Source organism: Clostridium sp. ZS2-4, from assembly GCF_026719745.1.
In the GTDB taxonomy this organism is placed as follows: Bacteria; Bacillota; Clostridia; order Clostridiales; family Clostridiaceae; genus Clostridium_H.
The window spans coordinates 126,058-150,304 of sequence record NZ_JAPPRQ010000053.1 but is presented as its reverse complement, the minus strand read 5'-3'; the positions used below and the strand labels follow the sequence as shown (position 1 = coordinate 150,304).

Here is a 24,247-nt window from a genome sequence, read left to right as displayed (position 1 = left end):
TATAATCAGCAAAAGGAGAATTCCCATATGAAATTTAGTTATAGTTATTATATTCTACTTATTATATTTTTTATTTTATGTTCAATAATAAGCAGAGTCAGAAAAATAAAAAAACAAAATAAAGCTGTTGCAATAGCTTTAAGAGAGTGGGATTGTGGAAGTTTTATTGTGGCTATTGTTTGGTTACTGTTAGCATTTGTTTCTTTTACAAGGTTCAGAGAAGATTTCAAACAAGTATATTGGCTCTTAGTACCCAAATATATAAGTCAGTGGAAGCATTTATTTTTTCATTATGATGATTTAATAAGGTTGGAAAATATGTTTGAGAAGAAGGAAATGTATTCAGAAGCTATGACTGTTGATGATTATACAAGTAGTGGATTAGATGAGTTTTATAGTGGAATAATAAAAGCCTTAGTGGGTATTGTTTGGTTAGTCAGAAGCTTTGACAAGGATAGTATATGTAAAGAGGGTATATACACTAAGAATGGAGACTATAAATGGAAGAACATAAAATCTTATAAATGGGGAGAACTCGAAAGTAAAAAAAGTAGAAAAAAATCTTTACAGTATTATTCCTTGGAGTTTGAAGCATATAGTCCTATAATAAAGAAAGTATTTAAATATGATGATATTAAGCAAATTAACATGAAAATAAGTGTTGATGATAAAGAAAAGGTTGAAGAATTTTTAAAAAAGAATAAGATAAAAAACGACTCTATGAATTAGGGGTTAATGTAGTAATGATTTTATAGAATTATTTTCTCATATATTGACACTATATATTTTAAGGAATACAATATTTATAAAGAAACAATTATTCAGGTTCAAATATTTAGAGAGAAATCTTTAATTATTTGTTCCATACAAAAATAATAACCTAACAGAAAAGAGAAATCTAATCTGAAAGGAAGTTAGACATAGGGATAAGTATACCATGGAGAAGATCCAGGGTTTATTTTCTATACGAATTCTAACTTTCCTTTCACAGGAAAGTTTTTTTGTTATATGGAAGTTTAATTAATTTCTAGCTAGAGTACGTACAGTACTTGAAGTTAAGTTTCAATTAATAGGAGGAAGAGGATATGAAAAAGATTGCTGTAATCAGTGCCATTTTAGAAGAGCCTGCCAAGTGCCAATTGGAATTTAATGAGGTAGTAGCAAGCTTTAAGGGGATTATTAGAGGAAGAATGGGAATCCCTTTTGAAGAAGGTATATCAGTAATAGCTATAACTGTTATTGGAGACTTAAATGAAATAAACAGCCTTACAGGTAAATTGGGGAATATTGAAAATGTTATGGTGAAAACATCCATATCAAAGAAAGAGATTTAAACTATGAGAAAACTAATTGATAAATTATATAATGAAAACTATTTAGACGAAAAAAAATTACTGGATTTACTTAATAATTTGAAAGAAAAAGATAAAACTTATTTAATAGATAAAGCTCATGAAACCAGAATGAAAACCTATGGTAACAAGGTATTTATGAGAGGTCTAATAGAATTTACTAATTACTGCAAAAGAGATTGTATCTATTGTGGTATTAGATCTTCAAATAAAAAGGCTGACAGATATAGATTGAATTTAGAAGAAATTCTGTCTGCATGTAAAGAAGGGGACAGACTGGGATATAAGACTTTTGTATTGCAAGGCGGAGAGGATGATTTTTATACTGATGATAGAATGGTAGAAATAATCAGAGAAATCAAGAATAATTTCCCGGAAAATGCGATAACTCTTTCTATAGGAGAAAAGTCTTATGAATCCTATAAAAAATATTATGATGCAGGAGCCGACAGATATCTTTTAAGACATGAAACTGCATCAAAGGAATTATATGAAAAACTTCATCCTAAAGCTAGTTTTGAAAACAGAAGAGAATGTTTGTGGAATTTAAAGAAGATAGGATATCAAGTAGGGGCTGGCTTTATGGTAGGACTTCCAGAACAGACTAATGAAGATTTTGTAAAGGATCTACATTTTTTGAAGGAGCTTCAGCCTCATATGATAGGTATAGGTCCATTTATATCACATAAAGATACACCATTAGCTGATGAAAAGAATGGAACAGTAGAAAAAACAGTAATATTGCTGGCTATTATAAGATTGCTTTTACCAAATGTTCTGCTGCCTGCAACAACTGCTTTAGGAACTATAGATTCATTGGGACGAGAAAAAGGATTAAAAGCTGGTGGAAATGTAGTTATGCCTAATTTATCACCAATGACAGTTAGAGAGAAATATTCTTTGTATAACGGAAAAATATGCACAGGAGATGAAGCTGCAGAGTGCAGAAAATGCATAGAAGGAAGGATAACCAGAGCTGGTTTTTCCATTGATATGTCAAGAGGGGATAATATAAATTGGAGGAGGAAATAGAATGTTTATAAATAAAGAGTATATTGAAGGTTTATTAGAAGAGGCTAAAGGAGCAAGTCAGGAAGAAATTCAAAAGGTTCTTGATAAGGCAGAAAAGAAAAAGGGACTATCACATAAAGATATAGCTATATTACTTCAAATTGAAGATGAAGAACAGTTAAAGGAAATGTACAAAATAGCAGGGGATATTAAAAAATCTATTTATGGAAATAGAATAGTAGTTTTTGCACCCTTATATGTTAGTAACTATTGTGTGAATAATTGTGTTTATTGTGGATATAAAAAATGTAATGAATTTCCTAGAAGAAAGCTGACAAGAGAAGAAATTCAACAAGAGGTTAAGATACTTGAAAAGATGGGTCATAAAAGATTAGCATTAGAAGCTGGAGAAGATCCTGTAAATTGTGATATAGACTATATTTTAGATGCTATAGATGCAGTTTATAAAACAGAAAATGAAAATGGTGTTATCAGAAGAATAAATGTTAATATTGCAGCTACAACTGTTGAAAATTATAGAAAACTAAAGGAAGCAAAAATAGGAACGTATATATTATTCCAAGAAACTTACCATAAGCCTACTTATGATAAAATGCATCCAAAATGTATAAAGGGAGATTATGAGTATCATTTAACTGCTTTTGACAGAGCTATGGAAGGTGGAATAGACGATGTGGGTGGTGGAGTTCTATTTGGACTCGCAGATCCTAAGTTTGAAGTATTAGCTTTGATGCTTCACAATGAACATCTGGAAGAAAAATATGGAGTTGGATTCCACACTATATCTTTTCCAAGACTTAGAAAGGCAGAAGGAATGGATTTAGAGACGTTCCCATATTTAGTAGACGATGATACGTTTAAAAAGATAGTAGCTATTACAAGAATTGCAGTTCCATTTACAGGAATTATTATGTCTACAAGAGAAAGTGCAGAAATGAGAAAAGAACTTTTAAGATACGGAGTTTCTCAAATTAGTGCAGGTTCATGTACAGGTGTGGGTGGATATAAGGAACATGAACAAGGAAAAGTTGTAGATCAATTTGATTTAGCAGACCACAGAAGTCCATTGGAGGTTTTAAAGGAATTAATTAATGACAAGTATATTCCAAGCTATTGTACTGCCTGTTATAGAAAGGGAAGAACTGGTGATAGATTCATGAGACTTGCAAAATCAGGCCAAATTCAAAATGTTTGTGGACCTAATGCTATGATGACACTAATGGAGTTCATTTTGGATTATGGAGATGAAGAATTGTATAAAAAAGGTGAAGCTTTAATTCGTGAGGAAGCAGCAAAAATAGAGAGAGAAGACGTGAAAAAGTTAGTATTTGATAATTTAGAAAGGCTTAAAAAAGGAGAACGAGATTTATACTTATAGGAGGATGAAATGAATAATACACCTAATGCAAACAGAAAACATATAGCTATATATGGAAAACGAAATGCAGGTAAATCTTCATTGTTAAATGCTATCATTGGTCAAGATATATCTTTAGTATCTTCTGTAAAAGGAACTACCACAGATCCTGTAAGTAAAGCTATGGAACTTATTCCATTAGGTCCAGTAGTTTTTATAGATACAGCTGGATTGGATGATATAGGAGAGCTTGGAGAGCTTAGAGTTAAAAGAAGTCTTAAAATACTTGAAAGAACTGATTTTGCTATATATGTTATGGATATAAATGATATGGATGAGGATGCTTATAAGGAAACTGTAATAAGTTTCAAAAAATACAATATTCCATATATGCACATAATAAATAAGATTGATACTGTTTCAGAAGACAGACTAGAAGAAGTTAGAAGCAAATTTAATGATGCTATTTTTGTGTCAGCAAGTAAAGAGGAAAATATTCTGTTTTTAAAGGACGAGTTAATTAAGAGAATCGAAGAAGGAGAAAAGGAAATACCTATCGTTGGGGATTTGCTTCCTTATAATAGTAAGGTTATTATGGTTGTTCCAATAGATTCAGAGGCTCCAAAGGGAAGAATAATACTTCCACAGGTTCAGCTTATCAGGGATTGTTTGGATCATGGTATAAAAAGTTATGTGGTGAGAGATACGGAACTTGAGTCAGCTCTTGAAGATATTAAAGATGTGGATTTAGTTGTAACTGATTCACAAGCTTTTAAAAGAGTAAGTGAAATCGTACCAGAACACATAAAATTAACAAGCTTCTCCATATTGTTTGCCAGATATAAAGGAGAAATAGATGCATTTTTAGAAGGAATTTCTAAAATAGATGAACTTGATGAAAATTCGAGAATACTGATATCAGAAAGCTGTACCCACAACCATTCTCATGAGGATATAGGAAGAGTTAAAATTCCGAGAATGTTAAGAAAACATACAGGCAAAGATTTGAAATTTGAATTTAAAATGGGTCACGACTTTCCAGAGGATTTGGGGGATTATGATCTTGTAATTCACTGCGGCTCATGCATGTTAAACAGAAAAACTATGCTTACACGAATAGATATGTGCAGAGAAAAAAATGTTTGTATCACAAATTACGGTGTTGTATTGGCGTATTTAACTGGAATACTTGATAGAAGCGTGGAAATCTTCTTAAAAGAAGTTTAAAGAGTGTAGTGGATACACTCTTTAAACTTCTCAAGACTGTAAAAAGATTGAGATTAATTTATACAATCTTATTTACAGTCTTGAAATCTATTTATAGCCCTATCGTAATTTCAAACTTTCTTCTCTTATTTTCTGTGTTTCATACTCGTTTTGTTGTAATGTTAATTCATTCTGAAGCTTTTTTTGATCATTTTGTATCATATTCTTTTCTTGTTGTATTTTTACTTTTTAAATTTCAAGTTCTTTTTGTGCTAAACTTAACTTAAGACTTTTATCTTGCAATTCTTTTTTAGCAATAATTCCACTTTCATATAGTTTTTTGGCTGTCAATTCTTCTTCTGATAAGAATTCAACTTGTTGCTTCATTTTTTCTAAGTCTAATGCAGCTGTTTGTTTGTCTTGAGATTGAGTTTTTAATAATTTTTCGTTTTGTTTTATGATATCAATAGATTTATGGATTTTTTCAAGTTCAGACTCCATACTTTGAATTTCATTTTGGATTTGAAGTATAGAAAATGTTAATGTTTCTTGCTTTGTTTTATATTCAGATTCCCTGGCTTCTCTTAATCTTTTTTGAATAGTAATTACTTCTTGTGATAAATTTTTATCCTTTGCCTCTTGCTACTGCTACTTTGTCTACCATACCATAATAGGACCATAACATAGCTGTAACAAGTGCTGTGAATATAATCCATATAGTTGACCGACCTAGTGGAGAAGCTGGTGTTTCAACAATTTCCAGGGCCGCTGGTAGAAATTCATGTTCTAGATTATCTTTTTTCAATAGCATTAGAATTTCCCTCCAATCTTTAAAAATAAGTGTCTCAAATACTGATCTCTTAAATATTCTTTTTCTGCCAACATTGTTATTTTATCCTTCCTGTTTATAAAATTATGAATATATACTATGTAACAAAGTTTATCTTTTAAAACTTTATTATAGAATAAATTATATAAAAAACAAAAAAATAAATAAAGTTGCAAATTTCGACAAAAAAAACATTAAAAATATTGTAAAATAATAATAGAATATGTATATTCCGAATATTCCAATCATTCTTACATATTCTATTTGAAAGTAACTTATAGGACGGTAGAAATATAGGTAAATATATTAATTTTAAGATTTATGTTAGAGCAGAAGAAACATGACTATATTTGGACGCTTATGTCATGTGGATGCAGTAGCGTAACCGGCTAACTACTATGTGGTTAGCTTTTTTGTTTTTCAAATAGATATTTTGAAAATCGTCAAGTAGGGGAGACCATAGCAAGAGTAAGAGAAGTGGAGAATATAAGAAGATTTTTAACAGGAGCACCACTATCATCTATACTGGATATATTATTTTTATCTGTATATATCGTTGTTATGTATATGTATATGTATAATATAACCCTTACAAACATATTATTACTTTCTCTTCCGTTTTTCATTGCATTATCAGTAATCGTTACACCTATTTTTAGAAATCAATTGAAAGAAAAGTTCAATTATGGAGCAGAAATGCAAAACTTCTTAGTAGAATCCGTATCTGGAGTACAAACAATCAAATCATTTGCATTAGAGCCCTTAAGTGAAAAAAGATGGGAAGATAAAATAGCTGATTATGTAGGCGCTTCTTTTAAGACATCTATATTAGGGGGAAATGCCAACGCAGTAGGGCAATTCATACAACAAACTACAGATTTAATCTTACTATGGGTTGGAATACATCTTGTAATAAAAGGAGATATCACTGTTGGACAACTTATTGCCTTTAGAATGTTATCAGGGAGAGTAAGTGGTCCTATACTTCGATTAGTAAATCTATGGCAAGAATTTCAGCAAACAAGCGTTTCAATTGAACGTCTTGCAGATATATTTAATGCAGTACCTGAGCCACATTCGGATATGAAAAAAGCAAAGCTGCCAAATATTATAGGACATATTGAATTTCAAAATGTAACATTTAGATATAGAATGGATGTTCCAGAAGCCATAAGAAACATGTCTTTTAGAATACCACAAGGCAAGACCATAGGGATTGTAGGTAGAAGTGGATCAGGAAAAAGTACACTGAATAAACTTATACAACGACTATACATTCCAGAAGCAGGTAAAATTATGATAGATGGGGTGGATATTTCGCTGGCAGATCCTTTCTGGCTAAGACGTCAAATAGGAGTAGTATTACAAGAAAACTTCCTTTTTCATGGAAGTGTAAAAGACAATATATGTATTCACAAACCAGAGGCCAGTATGGATGAAATTATTCATTGGGCGAAGGTAGCAGGAGCTCATGATTTCATTTTAGAATTACCAGAAGGGTATGACACACAAGTAGGTGAAAGAGGAACAGCCCTTTCAGGAGGACAAAGACAACGTATTGCTATTGCAAGAGCACTTTTAACAAATCCACCAATCCTTATCTTTGATGAAGCTACATCTGCATTAGATTATGAATCAGAAAATATCATACAAAAAAATCTTTCAAAAATATGTCATGGACGTACAGTATTGATTATAGCTCATAGGCTTTCTACCATCAAAGATGCTGATGCTATTATGGTACTTGATAGAGAAAACTTAGTAGAATTTGGTCCACATGATAAGCTTATACAACGAAAAGGGCTATATTATCATCTTTTCAATCAACAACATAAAGGACAATAGGAAATATAAAAGTGATTTAATAATTAGAAGGGGGTACAGTAAATTTTAACTTTATAGAGAGGGGGTGAAATTATGAAAACATTATTTAGTTTCAAAGGCAATGCTAATCGTCTTAAATATCATGTATATAGTGCTTTAGGTGCTTTTAGCTTTGTGATTATTATTTTTTTAAGTATGTTTATAAATAATAGTTTTACGCACATTATTTCTATTATTGCATATATAGGGTTTTTGATAATCTATGTATGTCTTACGGTTCAAAGATTACATGATCTTGGTCGTCCAGGATATCACTTTTGGCTATTGCTAATTCCTTTTTATGGTTTTTATGTATTGTGTCTTTTAGCATTTAAAAAAGGTGTTGTTGTTCCTGATGAACATTAATTATCTAGATTATATACAAATATAAAACTTATATTTGTATATAATCTCCTGTTACCATTAGCAATCAATTCTCTAATAAGTTTAAAGTTAATAAGAAAAGGAGAAGATATTTTGAAAAAAAAGATAACTTTATTTATAAAGAGACTAATTTTTACTATAATTGCCGTGTCTTTTATAGGTTTTTTTTTCATAATTAGGATGCCAAAAAGCATTTGCTTTTTTGCTCCTAACGAAATAGAACTCAATCTTCCTTATAAAGGAGAGTACATGGTATATCAAGAATATGAGAGTGATTTTGGAGGAAAAGATACTCCATATATATATCCAGAAGTGAATTTGAAAGAATTGGAATTTAAAATATTTGATCAATCAATGAAAGAAATTGAATTGAAAGAATATAGGTATGCTTACCTATATAAGAATAAATTTAGCAGTTATGCAAAAAGTATTTTTAAATTCAAAATAGATCAATCGGGGATATATAAATTTAAGGTTGATTATAATTCTAAGATTGTGATAGCGATTGTGAATGAATCACTACCAAGATTAGGAAACACAGTGTTTTTTTTAACTCTTGCTATAATGTTGATAATTTGTTTTATTTTAAGTAAATTTCAAAATGAGGAGGAATTATAGATACCAAAAAATGGGCGTGTTAAAATTATTGGATGCTTTGAAAGAGAACTACTTACAGCAACCATAAAGGGCGATAGCAGTAAAGTAAATAAGCTAATGTGTTATGAAAATAAAAATACTTGAAGAGGAAAAAAAAGGTTAGCACAGGACAAGTTTTATGGCTTAATAAAGAAATCATAATGATTTAAAGAACTGGAGGGAAAAATTGATGAAAAAACAAAAGAATAAACTTTGGATGTTTTTAAAATTGCTGTTATCTATAACTTTGTCACTGAATTTAATTGGATGTATGAACAGTGCTGAAGACAAGAGAATACTTAACCGTGAAAAAACAAAGGTTCAGGAATACTTAAAGGCAAAATATGGGGAAGAATTTGTTGTAACATATGCCCACTATCGCATGCCAGAAATAGGAAAGATCCGTATAGATACAACAGCATATCCTAAAGATGATAAAAGTCTTAAGTTTAGAACAACGGCATGTCCTAAAGATAATTATGCTGATGATCCATTTGGTTCAGATTATAAAGAAACTGGATATTATGATACTTATCTAGATGTATATTGGCGTGAAGCAGCATATGAAGAATTAAAACCTATTATTGAAAATATTTTTCCAAAAGATGTGAGGAAGTTTGAAGTATATGCAGGCCCAAGTGGTGACAGTGATTTAGATATAGATAATATGCTTGGATATACGCCTACCTATGAAGAAATAAAAAAGAAGTATCCAGAAGAAATAAGTTTTAGTTTAGATGTAGAGATTGTTAAAGAGAATATAGATATTCAAAAGGAATCTGAAAAAATAATGGAATTGATTAATAAAATAAGAAATCCTAAATTGGGTCATTATCAACTTACATTTGATTATTATGATGACAATACAAGATATCTTTGTACTATATGGGAACCTGATATAGATGTAATTCAATCAGTTGATGATATTATGAAAAATTTTAAAATTATAAATAAATAAAGATTAAAAGGGGGATATAAAATATGGTTACAGAAAATGAATATAGGGTTTTAAGTCAGCTTGCATATATTGATTTTCATAAGAACAAGGATGGACAATATATAAATAAAGAAGAATATATTCAAAGACCTTTGTCCAAGTTACAAATTGGTAAAGTTTTCAAGAATCAAAATGAAAAAGATTATTCAAAATGGAAAGACGAAATCACTAAAATACAAAATGATTGGAAAATCATAGGCTATGAAAATAAAAACGCTACAACTGGGTTTGTTGGAGTAGCTTATGAAAATATAGACACTGGTGAAAAAGTTATTGCCTTTAGAGGAACTGAACCTGAGGTAATGAAATTTAAATTAGAAGATCTTTTGGATGATGCACAATTGTCACTATATGATGAAGCCATTGGAAAACCAAATCAGTTTACGGATGCTTATAATTTTGCAAACAATATAATAGGAGAAGCTAAAGATGAGAGTAAGATAAGCTATACAGGACATTCCCTTGGAGGAGGATTATGTCAGTACGCAGCATATAAAACAGGTAAAAAAGCAGTTACTTTTAATGGGGTTGGTATAGGACAAGCGCTAGGACTTGATGAAGAAATCCACCAATTGCTATTATGGTACTTGATAGAGGAAACTTAGTAGAATTTGGTCCACATGATAAGCTTATACAACGAAAAGGGCTATATTATCATCTTTTCAATCAACAACATAAAGGACAATAGGAAATATAAAAGTGATTTAATCATTAGAAGGGGGATTACAAGGAGCATGTTACAGAAGGGCGAGAAGTAAAAAAGTCAGCTGTTAATAGAACTAAATAGTTCTATTAACAAACCATAGCTTAAAAAGCTAAAAATTTACTGAACATTACAAAACTTGAAAGAGGATTACTTACAGAAAGCAACAAGGGAGATGACAGTAAAGTAAATAAGCTAATGTGTTAAAATCTAAGCCTTTTACTGAGTGAAGATGTATTAGATGCAAAAAAGTATAAAGAGTTCAAGGTAAAAGATTATACAGAAAAAACAACATACACATAAGCTAGAGATTCAAAAAGCTTAGAAGAATACAATATGATCAAGGAATAAAAGGCTCTAAACAAAGATATTAAATTTATCAAACAAGGACAAGTTTCATATTTCCAGATAAATTTAATAATGTAAAAATAAGAGAAATGGAAAAGAAAACGTATTTTTATAATTATAGAAGAGAGGTTGATTAAAAAATGAATACAATTTTAGTATTTTTATTGGCTACTGTTTTACTTATTTCAATTATTACTGTTTTATTAAACAAGTTTAAAAAATCTTCAATAAGTGTTTGGGGGAATGTTATTTTAATAATAGCACTTATTTATAACATTTTTAAACAACTTAAAAATGTTACTAGGCAAACAATAGATTTTTTAGTAGGAGAAGAAGTCCTCTTATTTATAGGAGCAATAGTATTTTTATTAGGTCTTGTCATTTTGGTAACTTTGTTTTGTAGAAGGAAAGGATATAGCCTAAAAGATAGCATAGCCGTTGGACTAGTTTCTATTCCTATTTTTTCATTTATTATATACATCATTTCAATATTGTTACATTTTATAAAATTTATTGTAAGTAAATGGTTTAATTAATATTAAATACAAGGAGGCGTTACAATGAGTAGGGGAATTAGTACTTATGAAAATATGTTAGAAGAATTTAATTCGCAAATGAATTACTCGAAGGAATATACAAGAGCTGCAATAGAATATTATAAAGAGCAAAATCAATTAGCCTATTCAACAGATGGAGAAATCAATTTTGTATCTGCATGCGTAAATCAAAGTATTGAAGAAGCAAGAGAACAAATGAATATAGAAATAGAGGAAATGAATAGATTTTTAGTATCAATAGAGTCTGAAGCAAAAGAATTTATTGATGAAACAGAATGGGGGAATGTTTGTGATGGCATAGTATGAATAGTTGTAGGCAGTGGACAATTTATGACGGGAGTTGGTTTGATTGCGGGCACAGAGGGTATAGCTGCTGTTCCAGGTGGCTATGTAATGGCACATGGAGCAGATAATGTTCAGAAAGGAGTAGCTACAATTGTTAATGCACTTCCGTTTGATGATATTTTACCAGAAGGTAGTGCAATAGAATATATCGAAAGGGAGGGAGTGGGAAGATTTTTCGGATTAATTGGTGGAGAGAAAGGTAGAACATTTGGAAAAACTTTGGGAGAATATTTATATAAATGTCAAGATATTGGAGTTTCGTTATATTCTTCGGGTGGTGCATTTCAATCATTATTAGAGAAAAATTCTGTAAGAGTATATGATTCGATACTTAAACCTGAAGCGAATTTCTTTAGAAAAGTTATAATTAAGCAGCCCAAATACTGTTTACCACAGACATATTTAATAGATAGAAATTGGTTAAAAGCTTTTTCAGCATTAGGACTTTCTCTGGACGGTAGTAGCTACGGTTATACGAGTCTTAGGGAATTAATTACTAAAGGTGAATTTATAGGTGCATTTCCAGATTTATTAACTAAAGGAAAGAATTTAGTAGAACCATTTTTAGAAACTGAGTTTGGAGAGCATCTCAGCAACATGCTTGACAATTTGCTTGATATTTTTCACACTGCAGAAATCACTAAATCTCCTTTAATTCTCGATCTTGATGGTGATGGTGTTGAAACCACCCTTCTAAAGGATGGCATTAACTTTGATCACGATAACAACGGCTTTGCTGAAAAGTCTGCATGGGTAGGTAAGGATGATGGATTGTTAGTACGTGATATTAATGGTAATGGTATTATTGACAGTGGAAAAGAACTCTTTGGGAACAATACTTTGCTGAATGATGGCACAAAAGCAGCTAATGGGTTTGCTGCTCTGGCAGAACTCGACGATAACCGTGATGGCAAAATCGACATTAATGATGCTATTTATAGTCAGTTGCGCGTTTGGAAAGATGCTAATGGTGATGGTGTGACTAATACTGGAGAACTTATCACACTTATGGATGCAGGGATAGCATCTATTAATACAGGGTATAGAAGTACAACAGTTGTAGATGATCAGGGGAATGATCACAAACAGACAGGGACGTTTACCAAGGCAGATGGTACAACTGGAGCAATTGATGATGTCTGGTTTAAGACTGATGCCATTCATTCAACCTCCACTAATCTGATTGAAGAAACGATAGAAATAGCTAATTTACCTGAACTAAAAGGTTTTGGAAATGTCCGCAGCTTGCATCAGACCATGATGAGGGATAGTAGCAAGCGTCTGTAAACCCTTGTGGAACAGTTTGTCAATGAATCTGATGTTGCTGTTAGAAAGCAACTAGTGATGAGCATTATTTATGCATGGACAGGGGTAGAAGGAATAGATCCTAATAGCCGTGCAGCTACTAGAATTTATGGTAATGCTATTGGTGATGCTAGAAAATTAGAAGCTCTTGAAGAATTGTTAGGCGAAGAATATGTAGGTACATGGTGCTGGAATGAAAAAGATCCTAACCCACATGGGCAGGCAACACCTTTGCTGTTAAGTGCATTTAACAAGCTTGTAACTTGCGTGTATTCACAGCTTATAGCACAAACAGACTTTAAGGAGCTGTATAGCAAAACTACTTTGACCTGGGATGACAAAACAAATAGTGTAAAGCTTGATCTTTCAGGGGTGACATCTGAAATATTAACTCGTATTTCAAGTGACCCAGAAGAAGGTAAAGCACTATTAAGACAATTTATTGCAAATATGTATCAACTTCAGATTTTAGATATAGTCAATTTTGAAATATTCCGTGAAGCCTTTGTATCCAAAGGCTTCACGGAATATGCTCACATCATAGATGCTGCCAACAAAGTTGAAATGGTAGGTACAAGCGAGAAAGATTCCCTTACAGGTACAAATGAAAATGAAGCGATTTGGGGCTTTGAAGGAAATGATACTATATCAGGGGGAAATGGAGAAGATATACTAGACGGAGGAGAAGGTAATGATAAGCTTTATGGAAACTCAGGAGATGATATTCTTGTGGGAGAAGAAGGAGATGATTATCTAGAAGGTGGTTCTGGAAATGATACTTATATATTCAGAAAAGGTTATGGAAAAGATACCATATGTGAGTATGATTACACCAAAGGAAATATAGATAAGTTAATAATGGGAGAAGGAATCGAAGCAAAAGACATAAAGATAAGAAAAAATGGAAGTGATCTAGAATTAATCCTAGAAGGAACAGAAGATCAAGTAACAGTAACAGACTACTTCCGTTTAGATAGCTGTAAGGTAGAAGAGATAGAATTTGCAGATGGAACAAAGTGGGATGTAGACTATGTAAAGAAAGCGTTACTAATAGGCAATGATGAAAACAATCGTCTATATGGATACAACGAAGATAATGATGAAATCAATGGATTAGGTGGAGAAGATACCATATATGGATATAATGGAAATGACAAGCTATATGGTGGAAGTGGAGATGACAAGCTATATGGTGGGAATGGAGAGGATATATTAGATGGTGGAATAGGAAATGACTATTTACAAGGTGAGTATGGAAATGATACTTATATATTCAGAAAAGGTTATGGAAAAGATACAATACATGAGTATGACGATACCAATGGAAATATAGATAAGTTAATAATGGGAGAAGGAATCGAAGCAAAAGACATAAAAATAAGAAAAAATGTAAGCGATCTAGAATTAATCCTACAAGGGACAGAAAATCAAGTAACAGTAAGAAACTACTTTAGTTCAGATAGCTATAAGGTAGAAGAGATAGAATTTGCAGATGGAACAAAGTGGGATGTAGACTATGTAAAGAAAGCTGTACTAATAGGTGATGATGAAAATAATCTTCTATATGGATACAACGAAGGTAATGATGAAATCAAAGGATTAGGTGGAAAAGACACTATATATGGATATAACGGAAATGACAAGATAGATGGAGGAAGTGAAGACGACAAACTATATGGTGGAAATGACGATGATGAAGTAATAGGCGGCACAGGAGACGATGAGTTATATGGAGAAAATGGAAATGATACCTTACTAGGAGAAGAAGGTAATGATTATCTAGATGGTGGTTCCGGAAGTGATGTGTATGAATTCAGCAAAGGGTTTGGTAAAGATACAATATATGATAATCAAAGCAATGAACAAGAAGTAGATAAAATTAAATTTACAGATATAGCATCAAATGAAGTGAGTTGGAGGGTAAGTGAAACAAGTACTAGTGACTTGGAATTAAGAATATCTGGAACGGAAGATACCATTACTTTAAAAGACTACTTTATCAATTCAAGCATGAGAATGGAACAAATAGAATTTGCAGATGGAGAAGTGTGGAATAAGGAAATAATAGATGATAAGTTTAAGAATATGCTGTTAAGAGGAACGGAAATGGATGAAACACTGAAAGGATCAAATGTTGATAATATACAATATGAGATCTATGGACTTGGTGGAGATGATAAACTCCATGGTGGTACAGGAGATAATAAACTCTATGGTGGTATAGGAGATGATGAACTTTATGGTGGTACGGAAGATGATGTGTTAGAAGGTGGAGAAGGAAATGATGTTTTGTATGGACGAGAAGGAAACAATGTATATGTATATAATGTAGGAGATGGAAGAGATTCTATTTTTACAAGTTATAATAGTGAAGATGTATTAAGATTAGGAGAAGGAATAGATCAACACAATATAGATATAGTAATGGATGGGGCAGATGTAATAATAAAGACAGAAACAGAAGAAGATCAAATAAAAATAGTAAAATGGTATGAAGGAAACAAATTAGATAGAATTGAGTTTAAAAACGGAAGTGTACTAACAGCAGAAGAAATAGAAGAATCATTATATGATATGCCGTACCAAGGAGAAGGAAATAATACGTATGTATATAATGTAGGAGATGGAAGACATACTGTTACTAGAATAGATCCTGTTAATATAGCTGATAATATTCAAGTATTAAGATTAGGAGAAGGAATAAATCAACAAAATATAGATATAGTGAGAGATGGAGTCAATTTAGTAATAAAAACGGAAGTAGAAGAAGATCAAATAATAATAGAAGACTGGTATAAGAATAGTATACAAAGAATAGAATTTGCTGATGGGAATACATTAGATATGATGCAAATAATAAATGAAGTATATGGAGGAGATGACGAAATATACGGTTCATCTGAAGGTGATGTTATTCGTGGACTTTTAGGAAATGATAGAATTTATGGAAATGAAGGAGATGATTATTTAATAGGTGATGAAGGAAATGATTATTTAAATGGTGGTGCAGGAAATGATTTCTATGAGTTTTCAGGAAGTTTTGGAGAAGATACGATAAATAATTATGATAGTGATACTAATAGTACAGACAAAATAGGGTTTATGTCAAATTATTCAGATTTAATTTTTGAGCGAAATGAAAATGATATGGTTATTAAAATTAATGGTACTAATGATAAAGTAACAATTGAGTCATGGTATAGTGGTGGAGATTACCAAGTAGAAAATATTATGACGAATTATGGACATAATTTACAAAACACGCAAGTAGATCAATTAATTCAAGCTATGGCAACATTTACTCAAAATACAGGAATGAGCTGGAGTGAAGCAATAAATGAAAAACCAGATGAAGTCAGAGAAGTTATAGGTCAGTATTTTGTATCGTCACAATCAATATAAATAAATAATTTATAAAATATAAACACTCAATGGGACGATGAAACTATTGAGTGTTTAATTGTTACGCGTCTAGATATTTTTCTATTTTACAAAGTTGCTCGCAAAAAGTAAATCCTATTATGTCTCTACAATTTTTTAGGGCTTCATCTTTAAGCTTTGATACAATATTAAAGTATTTCTTTCTTATTGGGTACTAGGTGGAGATTACGGAAAAGCTTTTATTACAGCTTGTGTTTTAAATATTATAGGAATATTTTGCACTAAGCCAATCATAAAGATAGTTATGTAAGCACAAAATTAGTCTAAAAAATAGTTAACAGGGGGAATTAAAATGGCTGTTATTAAAACTACAGAGCAAGCTGTAAGTAACATTAAAGATGGTATGACAGTAATGATTGGCGGATTTCTAGGTGTTGGTGCTCCATTAAAAATGATTGATGAACTTGCTCAATCAAATGTGAAGGATTTAACCTTAATAGGGGTAGTTGGAGGTTATCCTGGTGGAGGATTGGATATTGGCAAGCTTTCAGCAAATAAGCAAATTAAAAAATTTATAGGTGCTCATATAGGTACTGACCCTGAACTTGTAAAACAATATAATACTGGAGAGTTAGAAGTAGAATTTAACCCTATGGGAACTTGGGTAGAAAGAATTCGTGCAGGCGGAGCAGGACTTGGAGCTGTAGTTACCCCAACAGGGTTAGGTACTGAAGCAGAAGAAGGAAGAGATAAATTAGTTGTAGATGGAAAGGAATATTTAGTATACCCTCCATTAAAAGCAAATGTAGCAATAATAAAAGGATATAGAGCAGACAAGGCTGGGAACATTGAATATAGAGGAACATCTTTAAATTCAAATCCTGTTATGGCAACTGCTGCTGATTTGGTAATTGCTGAAGTTGATGAAATAGTTGAAGTTGGAGAAATTCCTTACAATCATGTTGGAACACCGGGAATATTGGTGGATATAATTGTTAAAGGAAATTCATTTGAAGACAGAAAAAATTATTTTGAAGAATTATGGACTAAAAATAAGAAGTTAAGATAGGGGAGGGGTATTAAGTGAATGCTAGAGAAATAATTGCTCGTAGAATTGCAAAGGAATTTAAATCCGGAATGGTTGCTAATCTTGGATTTGGAATGCCTACTATGTCTGCAAATTATATTCCAGAAGGAATAGATGTAGTTTTACAAACAGAAAATGGGGGATTATTATTTGGTCCTGCACCAAAAAAAGGAGAATCAGATCCGGACTTGGGAAATGCAGGAGGAGAACCAATCACAATGCTTCCAGGCTCATCAGCATTTGATTTATCTTTCTCATTTTGCATCATTAGAGGTGGACATGTAGATATGACAGTTTTAGGTGCGCTTGAAGTAGATCAACAAGGAAATATTGCTAACTGGAAAATACCGGGAAAGTTTGTTCCGGGTATGGGAGGAGCAATGGATCTTTTAGTTGGAGCTAAAAAGGTAATAGCTGCTTTAGGTCATACCGATAAAGAAGGAAATTCCAAGATACTTAAGAAGTGTACTTTACCATTATCAGCTGCTGGAGTAGTTGACCTTATAATAACGGATAAAGCTGTAATTGAAGTAACTGATAAAGGGCTTGTGCTAAAAGAAGTAGCTCCAGGAGTTACTGTTGATGAAGTAGTAAAAACAACTGAAGCTGATTTAATAGTGTCAGATAATGTGGGAGTTATGCAGTTATAATATAGATATAAAAGGAGTTAAAATCCATGAGGATTTTAGCTCCTTTGGGTTTTAAATACGAACATTAAACATATAAGTGTCAATAAATACTATTCATTTTATTAAAACTTCGTTGAAGTTTTTTAAAGATTGATTATTGAGTAATGAACATTGATAATTGTGATATATACATAATATTATAACAAAATATAAGAAGTGAAAATGCTAGGAATGTTCGTGATTTTTCTTGACTTTAATATATGCATTTGCTAATATGTACAAGGGTCAAAAATGAAAACAAATCAAGAAGGGAAAGACATATGGAATCATACTTTAAACTAAAAGAAAATGGAACTAATGTTAAAACGGAAATTTTGGCAGGAATAACTACATTTATGACTATGGCTTACATATTAATTGTAAATCCAGCAATATTATCAGTAGCAGGAATGGACTCAGGAGCAGTATTTACAGCTACAGCATTATCAGCAGTTATTGCAACTGCAATAATGGGATTATATGCAAAGCTTCCTTTTGCGCAAGCACCAGGTATGGGACTTAACGCTTTTTTTGCTTTCACAATAGTTAAGCAAATGGGATATAGTTTTGAATTTGCTTTAACGGCAGTATTTTTAGAAGGAATTATTTTTATTTTACTTACAGCTTTTAATGTGCGTGAAGCTATAGTAGATTCTATTCCTATGAATATTAAAAGAGCTATTTCTGTGGGAATAGGGCTTTTCATTGCTTTTATAGGATTAGATAATGCTAAAATAATAATACACGAAGAGCATAGTACAATTCTTAAGCTTGGACATGTAACAAGTGGAACTGCACTGCTTGCTATTATAGGAATTATAATTACAGGAGTTTTACTGGCGAAAAATGTTAGAGGAGCGCTGCTTATTGGGATTGTCGCTACAACAATAATCGGTATTCCAATGAACATAACTCAGCTTCCAAGTGCAATAATAAGTGCACCGCCATCATTGAAACCAATATTTTTTAAATTTGAATGGAGTCATATATTTACTCCAAACATGTTTATTGTTTTATTTACATTATTATTTATGGATATGTTTGATACGGTAGGAACTCTTGTAGGTGTTGCTACTAAAGCAAAAATGCTAGATGAAAATGGCAAGGTTCCAAGAGTAAAAAAAGCATTATTTGCAGATGCAATAGGAACTACTCTAGGAGCTTGTCTTGGAACAAGTACAGTAAGTACTTTTGTAGAAAGTGCTTCAGGAGTTGCTGAAGGTGGAAAAACAGGATTAACTGCTTTATCAACAGCAGGAATGTTTGCAATAGCATTATTCTTTGCACCACTATTTACAATGATACCATCTCCTGCCACTACACCAGCATTGATTCTAGTTGGATTATTTATGATGGAGCCTATTAAAGAAATAGATTTAATAGATTTTACAGAAGCAATACCAGCTTTCTTTACAATAATAATGATGCCGCTTTCATACAGCATATCAGATGGTATAGTATTTGGAATAGTATCATATATATTCTTAAAGACTTTAACTGGAAGGGCAAAAGAGGTTACATTACCTACATATATAGTTGGTGCATTATTTATATTAAAGTTTTTTGTATAAGAAGTTTACAAAGCCTGTAGCTCAAATTTATGAGATACAGGCTTTTAATAGTAAGGAATAAATATAGGGAGTATATCCCACTTTTAGATTATTTTAAACCTAATCTTTTTCTTTTGCCTAAGATAATTTCTTCTAATTTATCTGCTGCTGTCATAACATCATCTTCTAAAATAAGCTGTCCACCAGTTATATCTACAAGGTCTTCAGTTAAAATTTTAGTTACAACCTTACTTCCAGTTATGAAAGGTGGTTTTGCAAGATGAAGAGGAAGTCCAAGAGCAAGACCAAAGGCACCATCTGCCAAAGCTTGTTCTTCAAGCCATTGAGGAGCAGACAACACAAGCGGTAATTGAGGCATATCAACTCCTAAATATCTGGCAAGCTCTGTTGCTACTATTTCAAGTCTGCCTATTGCAAGACAAGGACCAAAGTTAAGAACAGGAGGTATACCAAGAGATTCACAGATTTCTCTTAAACTGTCTCCAGCAAGTTCTGCTGCATTAGGAGACATTAAGCCCACGTTTTCAAGTCCGCCGCTGGAACAACCAGCTGTTAATACAATTATATTTCTTTTAATAAGTTCTTTTGTAAGCTCAACAGTAAACACATCATGCCCACCGGAAACCAGGTTAGAGCAGCCAACAACTCCAGCAATACCTTTAATTTTTCCTTCAGCTAATAAGTCAATAAGAGGCTTCCAGCTTCCACCAAGGAATTCTTTTAAAGAGTTTTCGCTAATTCCTGTTAATGAGTTATCATCGCCATGATTTTCAGGTACATTGATAGTTATTTTGTTACGTCTGTTTTTGTAGCTTTCCACAGCTTTATTTATTATGTGAGAAGTGATATTTTCACGTTCTTCATATGAGTATTGAATATATTCCGCATTAGCTTTTTTAGCGACATCGTCTATACAAAGCATATCTACTAAAAATTTATCTGTAATAGGTTCTATTCCAGGTAAAGTGCAGTTAAATTCGGAAACTATTATGTCAATTCCACCTGTGGCAATTAAAGCTTCACTTGTATAGTTATTCCCTGCATGACCTGAGAAAACTTCTTTGTAGTGTTCACCTCTAAGCTGCAAATCTTGCCCCACACAAGTTGAACCAACAATCCTGAAGCCTTTTGCACCAACTTCTTTAGCTAGTGTAACAACATCATCATCTATAAGTCTGTCTTGCAGGTCAGCTATCATAGAATGCTGATGACCTGTAATCATTATATTTACATAATCCTTATTAAGAACCTTAAAGCCTACCTTTGCAGGTCTTATTTTAGGTTCACCAAGCATAACGTCATTTAAAAGATTTGTAAGAGTAAGTCCGTATAGGCCTGTAGAGATTCCTAAACTTAGAGAGTTCAGAAGCATGTTAACAGGGTCACTATTCAGGTTTGTAGAAGTTTTTACAACTCCATCAAAAACTTCTGATTTAGCGCCACCAGGAAGTATCCCAAGCTCTTTCCATTTTTCAAAACGAGGCTTGTAAGCCATCTTTTCTACTAATTCCATTTTCTCGAATTTAGGCTTATATAAGTCTTTAAGCACTTTATCAGCTACAAGTACAGCTTTTTCATGCATATCTTCCGCATTAATTCCAAATATTTCGGCAAGGTGATTTAAAGTGTTTTCTCCTTTTATGGTTCCTTGGTTTTCACCTGTTTTCTTTAGATTCCATGCTGTATTTTCTATAATATGAAGATAACATCCAGCACCAGCAGATACAGCTCTTAAAAAGTTTCTTGAAACAATAGTATCAGCGGTAGCACCACAAATACCTCTAGGTGCAGTTGGAGTTATTCTACAAGGACCGTTAGCGCAAAGGCGACAGCATACACCTTGAAGACCGAAATTACATTTTACATTTTGACTTTCTACTCTGTGGTGAGAAGTATCTATATCTAATTTTGAAATAAAATTTTCCAGTATTTTATCAGCTGATTTACAAGTTGAACAATTGAAACATCCTGACATAATTAATCCTCCTTAAAAAAATATACTAAAATGGTATAGTTTTTATGTAAATAAATAAGGAATTTACAATTCCTTATTTATTATCTTTTATAATATCTTCGAAGTTTATATCTTCAAGTTCATAGAGCAGCTTTTGCTGTACTCTATTTAAAGTCTTGTGCATTTCACAATGGTTTGTTCTGTTTAAGTTGCAGAGAGAGGGGTCATATAGACATCTATTTACATAGATAGGACCATCAATAGCCTCTACAACATCTTTTAATGTTATATCTTTGGGCAATTTGGCAAGTGCATAACCTCCAGTAACACCTCTGAAAGAGTCAATAATACTTGCTTGTTTCAGTTTTCTTAAAAGTTTTAATAAGAATCTAAGGGGAATATTCTCTTGATGTGATATAACCTTAGCTTCTATCTTATTACCATATCCCAGTTTAGACAGATAGAGAACAACCCTAAGAGCATAATCAACTTCTTGAGTAATTTTCATTTTATATCTCCTAACATTAAACTATACTTAAATGGTATAGTTTCAATATACTATTAAAAATTTTATTTGTCAACAAAGAACTTATAAATTACATAACCTTTTCATAACTATTTTTTACTTTAGGATAACTACTTAATAATTCGTCAGCTTATATAATTAAAAATAAGAAGTATGCAGCTTAATTTGAATATTTTATAATATAAGGTGAAAGAAGGATTATAATGAATAGAAAATTTGGGTTTATCTCTATAGTATTAACTTTAGAAATTTTTTCTACAGGGTGTGCAAAACTGTCTACTCCAGCTTCAATGATTAAGCCACCTAAGCTGGCAGAAGAACAAATTAAGGATAATAGTGATTTGAAAGCTATTGCTAGAAAATTTCTACCAGAAGGTGCAAAACTTTTAGCGCCAAATGAGATAGTTAGCAAAAAGAGTGTATATGAATTGGATGTAGATAATGATAAAGAAAAGGAAGTTGTGGTATTTTTCAAAATTCAAGAAAAATATGAGAAAGGATTTTTTGTATTAAAAAATAAGAATAATCAATGGACAAAAATCTTTGAAAAGAAAAGTGAAGGTAATATGATATCAATGGTTGATCTTGTAAATGTATATAATAGTAATGAGAAAAGTCTTATTGTAGGCACTTTAATAAGCAGCCATGCTGGTTCTGTATATCAAGTATATACATTTAATAATGGTAAGGTTAGTGAATTAAATTTAGATATATGGAATAAATTTGAAATTTTAAATACTCCAGATAAAAATAAAGAAAAGGGTTTTGCTTTTGGTGTTGGATTAAAGGAAGCATCAAATATTTATGGATTTAATGTAATAAGATTTGATGGAAAAGATTTTTATTTTGATGAGGATTCTTATCCAGAATATTTTAAAGAAGCAATAAGCTATTATAAAGATTTATTAAAAGAAGAGAATAAGCTTCAATTGGTATGGTACTATTTGATAGACGCACAAATTAAAGCTAATTTATCTCAGGAAGCATTAAAATCTATTGAAAAAGTTTTTGAAATAAAAAAGGGTAAAGAAAAACTTTTAGAATTAGAAAATCATAGATTTTACATGCTTAAAGGAGAGGCATTAAATAAATTAGGAAGATATAAAGAGGCAGAAAAGCTTCTAAGTCAAATATCCATTGATGTATCAAAATTATTAGATTATGAAAAACGTACAGAACTTAAAAATAATAATATGGAAAATAGTAATATGGATATAATGCTTTTAGAAAAAAATTTATCAGACATATATTTTCAACGAGGAAAAGCACTTCTAGGACAAAATAATAAGATTAAAGCAAAGGAAGACTTTGATAGAGCTTTAAATATACTTGAGAATCTTTCAAAGGAAGGGTATTTTGGACAAGAATCAAATGTTAATATCATTAAAAGTATTATTTTTAATAATGTAAAAAATGAATTGAATAAAATAAAATAGAGTTTTGGAGTTGATTTAAATGGGGGAAAAGGTACTTGTAGTTGAAGATGAAAAACACATTAGGAGCTTTATTGTAGTAAATCTTAATATAAACAATTTTGATGTAATAGAAGCCTCTTCAGGTGAAGAGGCTTTAGAAAAATGTAAAAAAGGAAAACCAGATATTGCAGTTTTAGATATTATGCTGCCTGGAATAGATGGATATGAAGTGTGTGAAAAGCTAAGAGAACAATTCCCTGATATATGTATAATAATGCTAACTGCAAAGGGACAAGATATGGACAAAATTGTAGGATTGGATTTAGGAGCAGATGACTATATGGTAAAACCTTTTAATCCTATGGAGCTAGTATCTAGAATAAGAGCTATTTTGAGAAGGATAAAAAGACCTCAGAGAAGTAGTTCTGTTTCTGATAGTATAAGTTTGGAAAATTTAAAATTAGATAAATATTCTCAGAAAATTTATAAAAATGGTAAAGAGTTAGAACTTACTCATAGAGAATTTGCCCTTATTAAAGTCTTTATGGAAAATGAAGATAAAGCATTTACAAGAGAGGAACTATTGGATTTAGCATGGGGTAAAGATTTTTATGGAGAATATAAAACTGTAGATGTACATGTTAGAAAACTAAGAGAAAAGCTAGAAGAAGACCCTTCAAACCCTCAGTTAATACAAACTGTTTGGGGATATGGATACAGGTTTAAGTAAC

General features: G+C 31.6%; 23 protein-coding genes, 1 pseudogene and 1 riboswitch. Of the genes and pseudogenes, 20 read left to right on the top strand and 4 right to left on the bottom strand.

Annotated elements, in window-relative coordinates:
* Positions 1–27 precede the first annotated feature (27 nt).
* The 5 genes from OIO11_RS10655 (at position 28) to hydF (ending at position 4,968) form a co-directional block, all read left to right on the top strand.
* Entirely contained in the window at positions 28–729 is a 702-nt protein-coding gene (locus OIO11_RS10655; RefSeq protein ID WP_268071441.1) for a hypothetical protein, read from the top strand.
* Positions 730–1,085: 356 nt separating this feature from the next.
* Positions 1,086–1,334: a TM1266 family iron-only hydrogenase system putative regulator gene (locus tag OIO11_RS10650; RefSeq protein ID WP_268071440.1), complete on the top strand. Its 249-nt coding sequence runs from the start codon at positions 1,086–1,088 to the stop codon at positions 1,332–1,334.
* A gap of 3 nt (positions 1,335–1,337) precedes the next feature.
* The gene (gene hydE / locus OIO11_RS10645; RefSeq protein ID WP_268071439.1) at positions 1,338–2,384 is read left to right on the top strand and encodes a [FeFe] hydrogenase H-cluster radical SAM maturase HydE; all 1,047 of its coding nucleotides are present in this window, start codon (positions 1,338–1,340) and stop codon (positions 2,382–2,384) included.
* Position 2,385: 1 nt separating this feature from the next.
* Positions 2,386–3,762: a [FeFe] hydrogenase H-cluster radical SAM maturase HydG gene (hydG, locus tag OIO11_RS10640; RefSeq protein WP_268071438.1), complete on the top strand. Its 1,377-nt coding sequence runs from the start codon at positions 2,386–2,388 to the stop codon at positions 3,760–3,762.
* Between the two features lie 9 nt (positions 3,763–3,771).
* Positions 3,772–4,968 (top strand): [FeFe] hydrogenase H-cluster maturation GTPase HydF, encoded by a 1,197-nt coding sequence (gene hydF, locus OIO11_RS10635; protein ID WP_268071437.1) that lies wholly within the window; start codon positions 3,772–3,774, stop codon positions 4,966–4,968.
* 228 nt (positions 4,969–5,196) lie between these two features.
* On the opposite strand, the gene OIO11_RS10630 is transcribed toward hydF, so the two are convergent.
* Together OIO11_RS10630 and OIO11_RS10625 are read right to left on the bottom strand one after the other, a co-directional pair.
* Positions 5,197–5,448 carry a hypothetical protein gene (locus OIO11_RS10630; RefSeq protein WP_268071436.1) on the bottom strand — a complete coding sequence of 84 codons (252 nt, stop codon included), beginning with the start codon at positions 5,446–5,448 and terminating at the stop codon, positions 5,197–5,199.
* 124 nt (positions 5,449–5,572) lie between these two features.
* On the bottom strand, positions 5,573–5,758 hold the full coding sequence (locus tag OIO11_RS10625; protein WP_268071435.1) for a hypothetical protein: 186 nt from the start codon (positions 5,756–5,758) through the stop codon (positions 5,573–5,575).
* Positions 5,759–6,093: 335 nt separating this feature from the next.
* Positions 6,094–6,176, top strand: a riboswitch (cyclic di-GMP riboswitch).
* 32 nt (positions 6,177–6,208) lie between these two features.
* Here OIO11_RS10625 and OIO11_RS10620 point away from each other — a divergent pair.
* The 13 genes and pseudogenes from OIO11_RS10620 to OIO11_RS10560 form a co-directional block, all read left to right on the top strand.
* A pseudogene (locus tag OIO11_RS10620) lies at positions 6,209–6,745 on the top strand (ABC transporter transmembrane domain-containing protein); the annotation flags it as partial.
* Positions 6,731–7,621, top strand: a complete 891-nt coding sequence (locus tag OIO11_RS10615) for a peptidase domain-containing ABC transporter (RefSeq protein ID WP_326497937.1) — start codon at positions 6,731–6,733, stop codon at positions 7,619–7,621. The pseudogene OIO11_RS10620 and the gene OIO11_RS10615, both read left to right, overlap by 15 nt.
* A gap of 72 nt (positions 7,622–7,693) precedes the next feature.
* Complete coding sequence (locus OIO11_RS10610) at positions 7,694–8,005, top strand: DUF805 domain-containing protein (protein WP_268071434.1); 312 nt, start codon at positions 7,694–7,696, stop codon at positions 8,003–8,005.
* A gap of 111 nt (positions 8,006–8,116) precedes the next feature.
* Entirely contained in the window at positions 8,117–8,641 is a 525-nt protein-coding gene (locus OIO11_RS10605) for a hypothetical protein (RefSeq protein WP_268071433.1), read from the top strand.
* A gap of 208 nt (positions 8,642–8,849) precedes the next feature.
* Positions 8,850–9,617, top strand: a complete 768-nt coding sequence (locus tag OIO11_RS10600) for a hypothetical protein (protein WP_268071432.1) — start codon at positions 8,850–8,852, stop codon at positions 9,615–9,617.
* Positions 9,618–9,640: 23 nt separating this feature from the next.
* On the top strand, positions 9,641–10,261 hold the full coding sequence (locus OIO11_RS10595) for an Mbeg1-like protein (RefSeq protein WP_268071431.1): 621 nt from the start codon (positions 9,641–9,643) through the stop codon (positions 10,259–10,261).
* 586 nt (positions 10,262–10,847) lie between these two features.
* The gene (locus OIO11_RS10590) at positions 10,848–11,243 is read left to right on the top strand and encodes a hypothetical protein (RefSeq protein WP_268071430.1); all 396 of its coding nucleotides are present in this window, start codon (positions 10,848–10,850) and stop codon (positions 11,241–11,243) included.
* A 24-nt stretch (positions 11,244–11,267) separates the two neighbouring features.
* On the top strand, positions 11,268–11,570 hold the full coding sequence (locus tag OIO11_RS10585) for a hypothetical protein (protein ID WP_268071429.1): 303 nt from the start codon (positions 11,268–11,270) through the stop codon (positions 11,568–11,570).
* Between the two features lie 24 nt (positions 11,571–11,594).
* Complete coding sequence (locus OIO11_RS10580) at positions 11,595–12,896, top strand: hypothetical protein (RefSeq protein ID WP_268071428.1); 1,302 nt, start codon at positions 11,595–11,597, stop codon at positions 12,894–12,896.
* A 6-nt stretch (positions 12,897–12,902) separates the two neighbouring features.
* Positions 12,903–16,316: a calcium-binding protein gene (locus OIO11_RS10575; RefSeq protein WP_268071427.1), complete on the top strand. Its 3,414-nt coding sequence runs from the start codon at positions 12,903–12,905 to the stop codon at positions 16,314–16,316.
* A 331-nt stretch (positions 16,317–16,647) separates the two neighbouring features.
* Positions 16,648–17,364 (top strand): CoA transferase subunit A, encoded by a 717-nt coding sequence (locus OIO11_RS10570; RefSeq protein ID WP_268071426.1) that lies wholly within the window; start codon positions 16,648–16,650, stop codon positions 17,362–17,364.
* A gap of 14 nt (positions 17,365–17,378) precedes the next feature.
* Positions 17,379–18,032, top strand: coding sequence for a 3-oxoacid CoA-transferase subunit B (locus OIO11_RS10565; protein ID WP_268071424.1), 654 nt, complete (start codon positions 17,379–17,381; stop codon positions 18,030–18,032).
* Positions 18,033–18,331: 299 nt separating this feature from the next.
* A complete protein-coding gene (locus tag OIO11_RS10560; RefSeq protein WP_268071423.1) occupies positions 18,332–19,621 on the top strand; it encodes an NCS2 family permease in 1,290 nt (429 codons plus the stop codon).
* Positions 19,622–19,709: 88 nt separating this feature from the next.
* Here the strand turns inward: OIO11_RS10560 and cooS are convergent, their stop codons facing one another.
* Both cooS and OIO11_RS10550 read right to left on the bottom strand, forming a co-directional pair.
* Positions 19,710–21,596 (bottom strand): anaerobic carbon-monoxide dehydrogenase catalytic subunit, encoded by a 1,887-nt coding sequence (gene cooS, locus OIO11_RS10555; RefSeq protein WP_268071422.1) that lies wholly within the window; start codon positions 21,594–21,596, stop codon positions 19,710–19,712.
* A 73-nt stretch (positions 21,597–21,669) separates the two neighbouring features.
* A complete protein-coding gene (locus OIO11_RS10550) occupies positions 21,670–22,083 on the bottom strand; it encodes an RrF2 family transcriptional regulator (RefSeq protein WP_268071421.1) in 414 nt (137 codons plus the stop codon).
* Between the two features lie 221 nt (positions 22,084–22,304).
* Here OIO11_RS10550 and OIO11_RS10545 point away from each other — a divergent pair, with 221 nt between their 5' ends.
* A complete protein-coding gene (locus OIO11_RS10545) occupies positions 22,305–23,537 on the top strand; it encodes a tetratricopeptide repeat protein (protein ID WP_268071420.1) in 1,233 nt (410 codons plus the stop codon).
* Between the two features lie 19 nt (positions 23,538–23,556).
* Positions 23,557–24,246 carry a response regulator transcription factor gene (locus OIO11_RS10540; RefSeq protein WP_268071419.1) on the top strand — a complete coding sequence of 230 codons (690 nt, stop codon included), beginning with the start codon at positions 23,557–23,559 and terminating at the stop codon, positions 24,244–24,246.
* Position 24,247 lies beyond the last annotated feature (1 nt).